At 73.1% G+C, this 13,422-nt stretch carries 12 protein-coding genes; 1 reads left to right on the top strand and 11 read right to left on the bottom strand.

The window, feature by feature from the left end:
• Positions 1 to 166: 166 nt before the first annotated feature.
• The 11 genes from ABZW30_RS35130 to ABZW30_RS35080 are packed head-to-tail and all read right to left on the bottom strand — an operon-like array spanning position 167 to position 11,804.
• A complete protein-coding gene (locus ABZW30_RS35130) occupies positions 167 to 832 on the bottom strand; it encodes an HAD family hydrolase (RefSeq protein ID WP_355675300.1) in 666 nt (221 codons plus the stop codon).
• Positions 829 to 1,494 (bottom strand): HD domain-containing protein, encoded by a 666-nt coding sequence (locus ABZW30_RS35125; protein WP_355675299.1) that lies wholly within the window; start codon positions 1,492 to 1,494, stop codon positions 829 to 831. Before ABZW30_RS35125 ends, ABZW30_RS35130 begins: the two co-directional genes overlap by 4 nt.
• Positions 1,495 to 1,541: 47 nt before the next feature.
• A complete protein-coding gene (locus tag ABZW30_RS35120) occupies positions 1,542 to 2,897 on the bottom strand; it encodes an NCS2 family permease (RefSeq protein ID WP_355675298.1) in 1,356 nt (451 codons plus the stop codon).
• A complete protein-coding gene (locus tag ABZW30_RS35115; protein ID WP_355675297.1) occupies positions 2,894 to 3,700 on the bottom strand; it encodes a hypothetical protein in 807 nt (268 codons plus the stop codon). The genes ABZW30_RS35120 and ABZW30_RS35115 overlap by 4 nt, the downstream gene beginning before the upstream one ends.
• Positions 3,697 to 5,121: an MFS transporter gene (locus ABZW30_RS35110; protein WP_355675296.1), complete on the bottom strand. Its 1,425-nt coding sequence runs from the start codon at positions 5,119 to 5,121 to the stop codon at positions 3,697 to 3,699. The genes ABZW30_RS35115 and ABZW30_RS35110 overlap by 4 nt, the downstream gene beginning before the upstream one ends.
• A 31-nt stretch (positions 5,122 to 5,152) precedes the next feature.
• Complete coding sequence (locus tag ABZW30_RS35105; RefSeq protein WP_355675295.1) at positions 5,153 to 6,085, bottom strand: nucleoside hydrolase; 933 nt, start codon at positions 6,083 to 6,085, stop codon at positions 5,153 to 5,155.
• Positions 6,086 to 6,098: 13 nt separating this feature from the next.
• Entirely contained in the window at positions 6,099 to 7,184 is a 1,086-nt protein-coding gene (locus ABZW30_RS35100; protein ID WP_355675294.1) for a glycosyltransferase family 4 protein, read from the bottom strand.
• Between the two features lie 5 nt (positions 7,185 to 7,189).
• Positions 7,190 to 8,203, bottom strand: a complete 1,014-nt coding sequence (locus ABZW30_RS35095) for an SUMF1/EgtB/PvdO family nonheme iron enzyme (RefSeq protein ID WP_355675293.1) — start codon at positions 8,201 to 8,203, stop codon at positions 7,190 to 7,192.
• Positions 8,200 to 9,381: a bifunctional diaminohydroxyphosphoribosylaminopyrimidine deaminase/5-amino-6-(5-phosphoribosylamino)uracil reductase RibD gene (gene ribD, locus ABZW30_RS35090; RefSeq protein WP_355675292.1), complete on the bottom strand. Its 1,182-nt coding sequence runs from the start codon at positions 9,379 to 9,381 to the stop codon at positions 8,200 to 8,202. The genes ABZW30_RS35095 and ribD overlap by 4 nt, the downstream gene beginning before the upstream one ends.
• A complete protein-coding gene (gene ribA, locus ABZW30_RS35085; protein ID WP_355675291.1) occupies positions 9,378 to 10,082 on the bottom strand; it encodes a GTP cyclohydrolase II RibA in 705 nt (234 codons plus the stop codon). Before ribA ends, ribD begins: the two co-directional genes overlap by 4 nt.
• A gap of 9 nt (positions 10,083 to 10,091) precedes the next feature.
• Positions 10,092 to 11,804, bottom strand: coding sequence for a WD40 repeat domain-containing protein (locus ABZW30_RS35080; RefSeq protein ID WP_355675290.1), 1,713 nt, complete (start codon positions 11,802 to 11,804; stop codon positions 10,092 to 10,094).
• 577 nt (positions 11,805 to 12,381) lie between these two features.
• Here ABZW30_RS35080 and ABZW30_RS35075 point away from each other — a divergent pair.
• Positions 12,382 to 13,416, top strand: coding sequence for a questin oxidase family protein (locus ABZW30_RS35075; RefSeq protein WP_355675289.1), 1,035 nt, complete (start codon positions 12,382 to 12,384; stop codon positions 13,414 to 13,416).
• The last annotated feature ends 6 nt before the right edge of the window (positions 13,417 to 13,422 follow it).

Here is a 13,422-nt window from a genome sequence, read left to right as displayed (position 1 = left end):
CGGCCGCCCGACGATTCGCCCGCGCGGGGACGGGGTGCCCGCCGCGACCGTCCGGAGCCGACCCGCGCCGGGGACGACGGACCGCGCCCGCACCGCCGGGCGGTGCGGGCGTAGGGCGTCGGCCGCTCCCCCGCTGCCACCGCGGTGCGCGGATGCCGGCAAAGGGTCAGCCGGGCGGGGCGAGGATCCGGTCGACGACGGCGGGGAAGGTGGGGGCCAGCCAGGTCGGGGCGGCGGTGCGCAGCCGGGCCTCGGGGTGGAGGCCGTAGGTGACGGCGATGGAGGGCATGCCGGCGGCGTTCGCCATGTGGAGGTCGTTGACGGTGTCGCCGACCATGACCGCCTCGGCGGGCCGGTGGCCGAGTTCGGCGGTGATCAGCAGGCCCGCGTCGGGGGCGGGTTTGGGGTGGGGGACGGCGTCGGCGCCGACCACCATGGCGAAGTGGTCGCGCAGGCCGGCCGCGGTCAGCAGGGCCTCGGCGCCGGCGGTGAGCATGTTGGTGGCCACCGCGAGGGTGCGGCCGTGGGAGCGCAGGCGGGCCAGACCCCGCGCGACTCCGGGGTAGAGCAGCGCGGGGGCCCGGGGCACGATCCGTTCGCGGTAGAGCGTCAGGTAGGTGCGCACCGCGGTGGTGACGGTCTCGGTGTCGGCGGGCGCGTCGAGGAGTTGCGCGAAGGCCTCGGTCAGGGGACGGCCGATGGTGGCGCGGATCGCCTCGGGGGTGGTGCCGTGGACGCCGAGGGCGGCGAGGGTGGCGGTGCTGGTGTCGACGACGGTGGAGGCGGTGTCCAGCAGGGTGCCGTCGAGGTCGAACAGGGCCAGGCCGGTCACGACTCGGGGGGCGCGCTGGCGCGTGGGACCCAGCCGTTGTCGGCGCCGGTGCGGATCAGGGTCTCGGCGTAGCGCCACAGGTCGGCGGAGGAGTCGCCGATGACGGACTTGCGGGCCAGGACGTCGGCGTCGGTGACCCCGGGGGTGCGCCAGGTTCCGCCGCGGTTGCCGTAGTTGAGCAGCAGCGGCTGTAGGCGGTCCATCGCCTTGGCGAACCGGGCCTCGGCGCTGGTGCGTTCCTCGAACTCGTCCCAGATCGCGCGGAAGTGGTCGCGCTGGTCGTCGGGGAGGATCGCGAACAGCTTGTCGGCGGCGCGGCGTTCGCGTTCCTCCTGGTCGGCGGCGGCCGCGGAGTCGTAGAGGAAGGTGTCCCCGGCGTAGATCTCGACCAGGTCGTGCAGGATGACCATGGCGAGGGCCTTGACCGGGTCGACCGGCTCCTCCGCGTACTCGGCGAGGACGAGGGTCATCAGGGCGAGGTGCCAGGAGTGTTCGGCGTCGTTCTCGCGCCGATCGGCGGCCAGCAGCGGGCTCTGCCGGAAGACGTTCTTGAGCTGGTCGACCTCGATGATGAACTCGATCTGGCGGCGCAGCCGTTCGGGGGTGGTGTCGGGCTGTCGCACGGACGCGGCGAACTTCGGGGTCCGGTCGTCATGGGGCATGGGGCCTCCCGGTGGCGTGTGTTGACGGTGTGTCAGGACTTGAGGTGTCAGAACTGGAGGTACTGGAGGAGGATACTGGCGGCGAGTACCAGGGTGGTCGCCCACAGCGCCGGGTGGAGGGGTCTTCGGCCGGCGGCGCGGAGCAGGGCGCTGGTGGCGAAGGCGGCGGCCATGGCCTGGTCGATGGCCAGGGTGGCGACGGTGACGGCGGCCGCGACGGCGGTTGTGGCCAGGGTGAGGTGCTCGCCGCGGGCGGGGCGCAGTGCGGTGAGCATCTTGATCGCGACGAAGACCAGGGCGCCGGCGGTGGCCTCGACGGGGACGTGGGCGAGGACCGGGGCGAAGAAGAGGCACAGGAGCAGCAGGAGTCCGGTGGTGACGGCCGAGAGGCCGCTGCGGGCGCCGGCGCGGATGCCGACGGCGCTCTCCACGAACGCCACGAAACTGGAGGAGCCGGTGGTGGAGCCGGCGATGGTGGCGCCGGCGTCGACCAGCAGAGCCTGGCGCATGCCGGGGACCTTCCCGGCCCGGTCCTGTAGGGGGGTGTGGGCGGTCAGGCCGACGATTTTGGCGATGCTGCCGAAGAAGTCCAGGGCGAAGAGCACCAGGATGACGCCCCAGGCGCCGGGGTCGGCGATCACCGTCAGGTCGAGGCGGAACAGGGCGGCGCCGCTGCCGTCGAGGCCGTGGCCGAGGTGGGCGACGCCGACGCCGCCGGCCGCGCAGACCAGGGCGGAGGCGAGGATGCCGGCCGGGACGGCCACGGCCTTGGCGCCGTAGCGGTCCAGGAGGAGCGCCGTGGCCAGGCCGGTGTAGAGGGCGATCGCGGGTGCGCCCGTCCAGTCGCCGGCGCCGGCGAGGTGTCCGCCGGAGGTGCGTACGACGTGGGCGATCTGCAGGCCGATCAGGCCGATGAACACCGCGACGGCGGCGGCGAGGGCCGAGCGCAGTTCGGTGGGGATGGCGTTGATGACGGCTTCGCGCACGCGCAGCAGGGAGACGACGAGCATGGCGACGCCGGACCAGAACACCATGCCGAGGGCCTGGGGCCAGGTGTAGGCGAGGGTGCCGACCACGGAGAAGGCGATGACGGAGTTCATCTCCATGCCGGGCGCCACGGCGAAGGGCAGGCGGGCCCACAGGCCCATGGCGATGGTGGCGAGGCCGCCGACGGCTGCGGTGGCGAGGAAGGCGGCGGTGCGCGGGATGCCGGCCTGGCCGAGGATGGCCGGGTTGACGATGACGATGTAGGACAGCGCCAGGAAGGTGGAGGCGCCGGCGAGGATCTCGCGGCGCCAGGTGGTGCCGCGGGCGCTGAGTTCGAAGTGGCGGTCGAGGGTGCCGGCCGGGCCGGTCGAGGGGGGTCTGGGTCTGCTCGGGCTGTCGGCGTCGGCGGGGGTCATGGCCTGGCGGCCTGGGGCGGGACGGTCGCGGCCACGGGGGCGATGGTGTCCCCGACGTCGCCGAGGACCAGCTCGCCGCCGTCGTCGGGGCTCACCGCGTAGAACTTGTGGTTCAGGACCCCGGATATGTGGCCGACGTGGAGGGTCAGCCGCAGGCCCAGCTGTTCGGCGTGCCGGGCTAGGGCGAGGGCGCCCTGGTGGGTGGAGTGGCAGGTGAAGACGTCGACGGTGGCGCCGGGTCGCAGGGCGAGCCGCATCATGGCCATCAGGGTGACGCCGCTGGCCACGACGCCGTCGATGATGACGACCTTCTCGGCCTGGGAGGGCAGCCATTCGTCGACGCCGACGATCAGTCCGTCGGCCAGCGGCATGCGTTTGGCCTGCGGGGTCCAGCGCCGGTGCTGGTCGGTGACGCCGAGGTGTTCGGCCAGGATGCGGCCCTCGCGTTCGGGGGCTATCACGACGGTGCCGGGTTCGGCGGCGCGCTGGGCGGCCTGGACGGGCAGCAGGGCGTAGATGTCGAGCAGGGCCCGTAAGTAGCGGGCGCGGTCGGCCTCCTGTTGGGCGGGGAGGTTGGCGATCTGGGCGATGGTCGCCATCTTGTCGGCGATGGCGGGGCGTTCGGCGGAGGCGACCCGTACGGTGTCGGGCAGCGGGCCGGCGCGGTGCAGTGCGGCCAGGGTCGGGGCGCTGAAGTGCACCAGGTGGCCGAAGTAGGTGTCGTAGTCCTTCTCGAAGCCGGACACCGTCTGCTGTACGTCGGTGGGGAGTTCGGCTCGGTTGAGCAGGTGGGAGCGGTTCATTGCTGTCCTCCGGCCCTGGTCTTTGAGGGGGTGGTGGGGTGCTGTTCGGTGGTGGGCGCGTGCCCGTCGCGTGCGAGGAGGGCGAGCGCCAGGGGTGCGGCCGCGGTGGCGACGGCGGCGGTGACGAGGAAGGTGCGGGTGAAGTCGGCGGTGGCGGGGTGTTCGCCGTGCAGCAGGACGAGGACGGCCAGGCCGATGGAGCCCCCGGTGTACTGCGCGGTGGTCACCAGGGCGCTGCCGGTGCTGTTGCTCTGCGGCGGCAGGTCGCGGGTGCCGGTGATGAACATGCCGGTGAAGGCCATGCCCTGGCCCAGGCCGCTGAGCAGCAGGCCGGGCAGGATGCCGGTGGCGTAGCCGCTGTGCAGGCCGACGGCCACGGCGAGGACGGCCAGTCCGGCGGCGCCGGTGACGAAGGCGGTCGCCAGCAGGCGGCTCAGCGGGATGCGGCCGGCCAGGCGGCCGGCGAGGGTGTTGCCGACGACGATGGTGGCGGCCAGCGGTAGGAAGGCGATGCCGGCGGCGAGGGCGCTGTAGTCGCGCACGTCCTGGAGGTAGAGGGTGACCAGGTAGAACTCGGCGCCGAAGCTGGCCATGTACAACGCGGCGACGACGCAGGCGACTTGGAGGGTGCGCACGCGCAGCAGGGAGCCGGGCACCAGCGGGCGGCGGCGGCGCTGGCTGTGGACGAGGAGGGCGCCGGCGGCGAGGGCCGTGACGATGGAGGTGGCCATGACCGGCGTGGACGGGTTGCTGCGGGAGAGTTCGGTGAAGGCCAGTACGACGGCGACGACGGTGGCGCAGGCGGAGAAGGTGGCCGAGGTGGCGACGGGGGTGTGGGTGCGTCCCTCGGTGGGGCCGAGGGCGCGGCCGGCGGCCAGCAGGCAGACCGCGGTGATGGGGAGGTTGATCCAGAAGATCCAGGGCCAGGAGGCGGCGGCGAGGATGCCGCCGCCGGCGGTGACGCCGAGGGCGAGGCCGACCGCTCCGGTGGTGCCCCAGACGCTGACGGCGCGGTCGCGGGCGGGGCCGGCCGGGTAGGCGGCGCTGAGCAGGCCGAGGGTGGCGGGCACGAGGAGGGCCGCGGCGACGCCCTGTCCGACGCGGGCGGCGATGAGCGGGGCGGCGGAGTCGGAGAGGGCGGCGCCGATCGAGGAGGCGGCGAACAGGAGTTGGGCGGCGAGGAAGATCCGGCCGGGGCCGAAGGCGTCGGCCAGCTGGCCGCCGAGTAACAGGCAGCCGGCGAAGAAGATGGCGTAGGCGCTGACGATCCACTGCAGGGCGATGGTGGAGAAGTGCAGGCTTCCCCCGATGTCGGGGAGCGCGACGTAGATGATGGAGAAGTCGAGCGCCACCAGCAGCTGAGCTCCGGCGAGTGCGGTGAGCAGGCGGGGGCCGGGGGTCAGTACGGGAGAAGCGTGCACGGCGGGTCAGCCTCCATGGGGTGTCATCGGGTCAGCCCAGAGCGGTGAGTGCCTTCATGAAGACGTCCCAGAACCGCTCGGTGTCCAGGTGGGTCGCCACCTTGGCGTTGGGGGTGCGTCCGGTGACACCGTACAGGTCGATCACGGTCGCGCCGCGGGTGAACTCCCCGCGCAGCTCGATGGAGACCGGGGCCTCGACGCATTCGACGAGGGTCGGGTCGAGGACGCGGGCGATGGCGACCGGGTCGTGCAGCGGGGCGTCGGGCAGGTCCCAGATCTGGTCGTAGGTGCTGGAGCGGAAGCCCAGCAGGGAGGCGGAGACCTTGCTGATGTGGGTGTCGACGTCGAGGATGCGCTGCATGACCTCGGCGGTGACGGGGGCCTGGTGGGTGACGTTGAGGCCGCAGTAGGTCATCGGGACGCCGCTGTGGAGGACTTCGTGGGCGGCTTCGGGGTCGACGAGGATGTTGTACTCGGCGTAGGGCTGGGTGTTGCCGCGGTGGGTGGCGCCGCCCATGCAGACGATCTCCTTGATCTTCGCCTTGTCCCCGGGGTGGCGGGCGAAGAGGCCGGCGATGTTGGTCTGCGGGCCGGTGACCACGAGGGTGATGGGCTCGGGGCTGTCGACGAGCAGGTCGTGGATGAGGTCGACGGCGTGGGCGGAGTGCAGCGGGACCTCGGGCTCGGGGAAGTCCCAGCCGTCCAGGCCGGTCTCGCCGTGGACGTCGTCGCCGATCAGCAGGCTGCCGGTGAGCGGCTTGGGGTAGCCGGCGGCGACGGGGATGTCGAAGGCCTTGGCGAGGGAGCACATGCGTCGGGCGTTCATCGCGGTCTTGTCGACGGTCTGGTTGCCGGCGCTGGTGGTGACGGCTTTGAGTTCGACGCGGGGGTCGCCGACGGCCAGCAGGATGGCCATGGCGTCGTCGTGGCCGGGGTCGCAGTCCAGGATGATGGGGGTGGGCACGGGGGCCTCCGGTTCAGGTCGTGGTGGTGAGGGTGCGGTAGAGGGAGAGGTGGTGGCGGCCCGCGGCGGCGAAGGACTGCCGCAGCCTCTCGGCCAGGGCCAGGTCGTCGGGGGTCGGTGTGTGGGCGGGTGCGCCCAGGGCGCGGCGCAGCGCGTCGGTCAGTGCCCGGGCGTCGCCGGCGGGCACGATGGTGGCGGCCGAGTAACCGGCCAGCAGCGCCGGCAGGTTGCCGGAGTCGCTGGCGATGACGCGGCGGTGGCAGATGACGGCCTGGGCGACGGAGAGCGAGAACGGCTCGCCGTGGGTGCCGCGGTCGATGGTCGGATGGACGATCACGTCGGCGGCGCGGATGGCGGACCAGCTCTGCTCGGGGCGGTAGTGGGTGAAGTGCACCCGGCCCTTGTCGCGCCAGGTCTCGGCGCGCTGCATCAGGGTGTCGGGGATGCCCGGCGGCCAGATCAGGTGCCGGGTGCCGGCGTGGACGAAGTGCAGGTCGGCGCCTTCGTCCAGCAGGGTCAGCGAGGCCTCCAGGCTGAGGTGGGAGCCCTTCCAGCGGGTCATCCGGCTGGGCTGGAGCACGGTGGGGCGGCCTGCGGTGGGCAGTGGGAAGGGTTCCTCGTCCAGGGGCAGTGCCAGGGGCAGGGTGACGGCCCGGGCGGCGGGGAGCTTGCGGTGGACCTCGCCGGCCACGAACGGGGAGTGGGCCGTGATCGTGCCGGGGAGGGTGGCGAGGAAGGCCCACTGCCCGGGGTCGTCGTCGATGTTGTGCAGGTCGAAGACGAACCGGCCCCGCCAGCCGCGGCCGTGCAGTAGGTCGACGAGGGCGGTGACCACGTCGGGCTTGTGCCACTGCGGGTTGTGCCAGTGGACGATGTCGGCGTCCTGGAGCCGGTCGGCGAGGTCGGCGTTGAGGTCCGGGGAGGACGGCGCGGCGATGTCCAGGGCCGGGTGGTGTGCGCAGCCCGGGGAGTCGGGAGTGCCGACGATCGCCGTCACCTCGCAGGGCAGCGGGGCGAGTTGGCCGACCAAGGCCTTGAGGTGGGTTTCGACGCCGCCGGTGACCGGCAGGCCGGTCCAGTGGAGGTGGACGATGCGCACCGTGCTCAGGCCTCCCCGTGCGGGAGGGCGTCCTCGGCCAGGCGGAATCCCATCGCGTACAGCGAGCGCGGGTAGGGGCCGTGGCGGCGCTGGCAGCGGGCGAGGTCGCGGAAGCGGTTGAAGGCCCCGCCGCGCGCGATGCGGTACTCGCCCATCCTCTTGTAGAGGTCGTCCTCCACCAACTGGCCGCCGGGGTAGGGGCGGTAGGTACTGCTGGTGTACTCCTCGACGTTGCCGGCCATGTCCAGGGCGCCGCACCAGGACCGGCCCTGCGGGTGGACGCCCACCGAGCTGGTCATCAGCAGCCCGGACTCCAGGGTGTTGGCGGCCTCGGTGCGCCAGGTGCCGCCCCAGGGGTAGCGCGGGCCCTCGGGTCCGCCGGCGGCGTACTCCCACTCCTGCTCGGTGGGCAGGCGGAAGTGGCGGCCGGTGTGTCGGCTCAGCCAGGCGGCGTACGCGTCGGCGCTGTCGGCGGTGACGGTGTGCACCGGGTGGTTGGCGGCGGACGGTGCGAAGCGTCCGTAACTCCAGTTGCTGGGGAGTTCGTTGTGGCCGGTGCTCTTGAGGAAGACGGCGTACTCGGCGTTGGTCACCGGGTAGACGGCGATCCGGAACCCGGCGAGCTCCACCGGGTGGCGCGGGCACTCCTTCTGCACCCAGGAGCGCTGTACGCCGAACTGCTCGGCGTCCCGGTGCAGTTCGTCGACCTCGCCGTCGGGGGTGCCGATCAGGGCCCGGCCGGCGGGCACGTCCACCATCGCGGGGTCGTCCCAGCGGATCCGCGGGTCGCCGGCCAGGGCGAGCACGGTGCCGGCCGCCAGGCGGTGTTCGAGGGCGAGGGAGGCGTCCTCGGCGGTGGCGGCCAGCTGGGCGGTGTCGCGCTCGCCGACCCGGTCGAAGAACTCCAGGCGCTCGGCCCGCGGTTCGACGTAGCCCTCGGGCAGGCCCATGGCGGCCCGGTCGGTCAGGGCGTTGATGTCGGCGTCGACCAGGTTGCTGTGCACGATGTGGGAAGTCACGGGCCCTCCTTGTCGGTGGGGTCTGGCTCCAGTACGACACGCACGTCCTCGCCGATCCGGCGCGCCCCGATGACGCGGAAGCCGGGTGCCTGGGCGCAGGTGGGGACGTCGAGTCCGCGCACCGCGGGCGCCCCGTCCGCGCCGAGCAGCCGGGGTGCGCTGTACCAGACGATCCGGTCGACGAGGCGCTCGGCCAGCAGGGAGCCGGCCAGGGTGGCGCCGCCTTCGACGAGCAGCGAGCGGATGCCCCGGTCGTGGAGCTCGGCCAGGGCGGTGGCCAGGAATCCCGGCCCCGGGTCGGCGGGGATCAGCTCGCACGTGCCGGGGGCGGTGCGCTCCGTCCGCCGCTGCGGTTCCTGCTCCCGGTCCGGCTGCCGGTCCGGTTCCTTGGCGGTGACGATCCAGGTGGGCGCGGCGCCGTCGGTGGCGAGCCGGGAGTCGGCCGGGGTGCGCAGTCGGCGGTCGAAGACGATCCGCACCGGCTGGCGCCGGCGCGCCCGCCCGGCCGGGTCGCGGGCGGTGAGCTGCGGGTCGTCGGCGAGGACGGTGGCGCTGCCGACGGCGATGGCGTCCACCCGGGTGCGCAGCAGGTGGGTGTCGCGCCGGGCGGGCACGCCGGTGATCCAGCGGCTGCTGCCGTCCCGGGCGGCGATGCGGCCGTCGAGGCTGGTGGCGAGTTTCAGTGTGACGTGGGGGCGGCGGTGGACCGCGGCGGCCAGCCAGGCGTGGTTGACCTCCGCGGCCCGGGCCGCCATGAGGCCCGGTCGCACCTCGACGCCGGCCGCGCGCAGCAGTTCGGCGCCCTCGTCGGCGAGGGTGGGGTCGGACACGGCGTAGACGACGTGCCGAATGCCGGCCTCGACCAGCGCGCGGGTGCACGGCCCGGTGCGGCCCTGGCGGCTGCACGGCTCCAGGGTGACCACCGCGGTGCCGCCGGCCGCCAGGGGGCCGGCGGTGCGCAGCGCGTGGATCTCGGCGTGCGGTCCCCCGGCCTTGCGGTGCCAGCCGCGGCCGACCTCGCGGCCCCGGCGGTCGAGGATCACGGCCCCGACCACCGGGTTGGGCGAGGTCAGGCCGAGGCCGCGCCGGGCCAGCGCGAGGGCGCGCCGCATCGCGGCCCGTTCCTCGGGCGAGAAGGCCTCGGGCGGGAGCGCCTCCGGTGGGGCGTGCGGGGTCACCGGGCCCCCTGGGCGGGGGTGGGTAAGGCGTGGTGGGGCAGGCCGAGTGCGCCGAGGTGGCCCATCCGCCGGTCCTTGACTTCGAGGTAGCCCTCGTTGAAGGGGGTGCGGAAGCCCCCGATCGGGACCCGGTCCTTGACCACGATGCCCTGGGCGGTGAGCTGTTCGACCTTCTCCGGGTTGTTGGTCATCAGCCGTACCCCGGAGACGCCGAGCTGGCGCAGGCAGTCGGCGGCCATCGTGAAGTCGCGCCCCTCGGCGGGCAGTCCGAGGGCGAGGTTGGCGCTGATGGTGTCGTGTCCGGCCGCCTGGAGGGCGTAGGCGCGGATCTTGTTCGCCAGGCCGATGCCCCGCCCTTCCTGGCGCAGCATGTAGACGAGGACGCCGTTGCGCGAGGCGATGATGGCGTCCACGGCGGCGGCCAGCTGGGGGCCGCAGTCGCATTTCTCGGAGCCGAGGACGTCCCCGGTGAAGCAGGCGCTGTGGATGCGCACGATGGGCGGGGCGTCGGATTCGCTGTGCGGGGCGATCGTGCGCAGGGTCACGACCTCCTCGGTGTCCTCCTGGCCGGCGGCGCCGATCCGTCCGAAGACGGTCAGCTGCATCAGGGTGGAGCCGACCGGCACGGGGGCGCTGGCCAGGCGCAGCAGGGCGTCGTCGGATGTCGCCCGGCTGGTTGTCGCTTCGTCGGTCGTCGTCATCGCGGGCCCCTACCGCTTCGAGTGCGCGATGGTGTCGGCGTCGATCTCGTACACGCGCCCGTCGTAGGAGGAGGCGAGGAAGCGGCCGGGGGCGCCGGCCGGGGCGAGCGAGGAGATGCCGGCGACGGTGGGCCGCTCGTCGGTCAGCCAGGTGGCGGTGTCCGGGTCGTGGACGGCGACGCGGCCGTGGTAGCCGCCGGTGGCGATGACGCCGGTGAAGGGGTCGACGGCGACGCACTTGATGCTGTTGCGGTGCGGGGTGGTGACCGCGGCCTGCTGTTCGCCGGAGGCGCTCCAGATCCGTAGCGTCAGGTCGCGGCCGACGCTGGCGAAGCGGCCGTCGGGCAGGGCGGCGGCGCCGTTGGCGATGCGGGCGTGGGCCTGCTCGTCGGCGGCGACGGGTTCCAGGGACGGCAGGGAGTGCCAGGCGGCGGCGCCGGTGGCGCAGACGCTGAACAGGACGTTGCCCTGGACGGCGATGCCCTTGATGGCGTTGTCGTGGATGCGGTGGGTGGCGGTCGGCTTCAGGCCGGTGCCGGTGTCGTCGCGCAGGACGAGGACCTCGCCGGTGTAGGTGCCGATGATCAGGGTGTCGCCGGCGCTGCCGCTGTGCACGGCGGCGCAGTTGAGCGGGGAGCGGTGCTGGTACAGGGCGGCGCCGGTGGTGGCGTCGAAGACGGTGCCGAGCTGGCCGCCGCTGACGACGGCGGTGCCGACCTGGGTGACGAAGTTGCAGCAGCTGCCGAGTTCGGCGGTGACCCGGCCGTCGCACCGTACCGTGCCGCTGTCGCCCACGGTGAAGCGGCCGGCGGTGGTCTGGGCGACGGCGTTGAGTCCGGGGGTCGGTTCGACGGCGGTGAGGTCCCAGCTGCCGTCCTTGCGGTCGAAGACGGCGTAGCTGGAGCCGAAGGTGCCGAAGACCCAGCGGGTGTCGTCGAGTTTGGCGCAGGAGCGCAGCCACACGTCGGCGGGCACCTCGCTGGTCAGCAGGTGGACGGGGTCGGCGCCGGGGGCCAGCTGCCACAGGCGCACGGTGCGGTCGTAGCTGGAGCTGAGCAGGACGCCGTTGTCGGCGTCCCAGGCCAGGCGCTTGATGCCGGCGTCGTGGACCTGGTGGCGCCGGGTGCCCCGGGGGTCGATCAGGATGAGTTCGCCCTCGTCGTTGCCGAGCGCGAAGTCGTCCGGGCCGAGCACGGCGACGGTGTCCGTCTCGATGTCGCCGAGGTCGATGGTGCTCAGCAGGGCGCCGGTGTCCGGGTTCCAGCGCCGGACCGTGCCGTCGTCGCTGGTGGTCACCAACTCGGCGCCGCCGCGCACCCATTCGACGGACAGTACGTCCGCCTCGTGTCCTTCCAGGCGGTGCAGGAGCCGGCCGTCGAGGTCGTAGACGCGGGCGATGTGGTCGCGCGAGGCGGTGGCGACGCGGGTCTCGTCGGGCGAGACGACGGTCATCTCCACGTCGTCCTTGTGGTCGGTCAGGACGGTGATGAGGCGCAGGTCCGGCACCGACCACAGGCGCGCGGAGTAGTCGCTGCTGGAGGTCACCACGATGCGGCCGGAAGCGGAGAAGCGGCACTGGTTGGCGAGGTGGTCGTGGCGGGCCTCGGCGATCGCCGTGCGGGTCGCGGCGTTCCACAGGATGACTCGGTTGTCGTACCCGGCGGTCACCACGAGATCGCCGTGGGCGTCGATGCCGCTGATCGGCGACGAGTGCTTGATCACAAGGGTCCCCTTAGGCTCGTTGGATCGCGGTCCGCGGTTGGGCGCGGCCCGTGATTGGGCGTGACGAGGCGCCTCGGCGCAAGGCGCGGTGGGATCGACCTGATGCTGCGGGATCAGCCTGGTGCGGTGAAACGGCCAGTCGCGCCAGTGCCTCGGCGGTGGGGGTTCGACGCCGACCGGACGGTCGACGCAGGAACGCCTGCTCACGGGACCGGCAATGGGATTACCGGTGCGCAGGCCGGCGGCGGGCACGGGACTGGGCCAAGGCAGGACGCTAGTTACCGGTACATGCCACAGTCAACATCGCAGCGGACATGTCTTGATCCCGCCCGACCGTCCGCCACTGCGGGTGAAGGCCGATCGAGGCTCGCGTGAACGCGCCGTACGGCTGCGCCGCCCCGATCCGGATCCCTCCTGCTCCGGGCATGATCGGCACATTTCGGAGGATTCCCGTCCGGATGTGGAGCACTCGACGATCATCTCGGGCATGACATCGATCGAGCCAAACCGTCGAGGCGTTGTTGCTGAAACATCGTCACAACACCTTCGATGTAAGGGAATCGACCAAGGGGGTACGGTGAACGAACTGGACGGCGCGCTGGAGTTCCTCGACGACTCGGGCCCCGAGTTCGGCCCCGGAGTGAGCAACCACGGCCCCATGGCCTCGGAGGCCCTCGCGCAGCTGGGGCACGCGGACGCGATCGCGTCCTGGGTCAGCTCCTACCGCAAACTGCTCTACCAGGACACGTTCGGCCACCTCGACACCATCACCGAGGACAACTGGCGCCCGGCGCTGGGGAACATGCGCCTGATGGGCGACTGGGCGGAGTTCTTCCGCCGCGAACTCGCCGGCGCCCCCTGGACGGACGTCCTGGCCCGGTGGTGGCCCCGCCTGCTGCCCGGATTCTCCGCCGGCGGCGGCCACGGCGTCATCCGCACCGGCCACGCCGTCCGGATGCTCGGCGAGGCGCACACCCCGTGGCGGCTCGAGGAACTCGCCCGCGGCCTGGGCTACTGGGCCGCCCGCTACCAGGAGCTCCCGGAGAGCCCCGCCACCCCCCGCGACCGCGACCTCGCGCAGGCCTGGGCGGCGGTACCCAAGCTGCGCAGCGACCAGGGCGACGGCATGATCTTCCGGATCCGGCTCGAAGCCCTGTGGCTCGAACCGGACTTCGCCCCCGCCGTCGACTCCCTGCGCCCCGACGGCGACCCAGGGCAGGCGCTCAGCCGGCTGACCCGCACCACCGCCACCAGCTACCTGACGGACGACCACAACCGGCCGATGGCCTTCGTGCACGCGCTCACCACCCCGGCCGCCGTCCGCCTGGTGCTGCCCCACCTGCCCGCCGAACTGCACTGGCCCAGCGTCGCCGCCGCGGTGCGCTTCTCCGCCGCCATCCGCTGCGCCTACGGCACCGGGCGGCGCGAGCACCAGCCGCACGAGCCGGTCCAGGACTACGCCACGCTCGCCGAACGCGCCCTGGCCTCGGAGGACCCGCACGCCATCAAGTACGTGGAGGCCTGCCGGCGCGAGGACGCGCTCAGCCCGGACCCCGTGTACGGGGTGGCCGCGACGCACTGGGTGTGGCTCTGCGAGACCCAGTCGTACTGACCGGCG

This window comes from Kitasatospora sp. NPDC004669 (assembly GCF_040609455.1).
Lineage (GTDB): Bacteria > Actinomycetota > Actinomycetes > Streptomycetales > Streptomycetaceae > Kitasatospora.
This window is presented reverse-complemented; position numbering and strand designations above follow the sequence as displayed.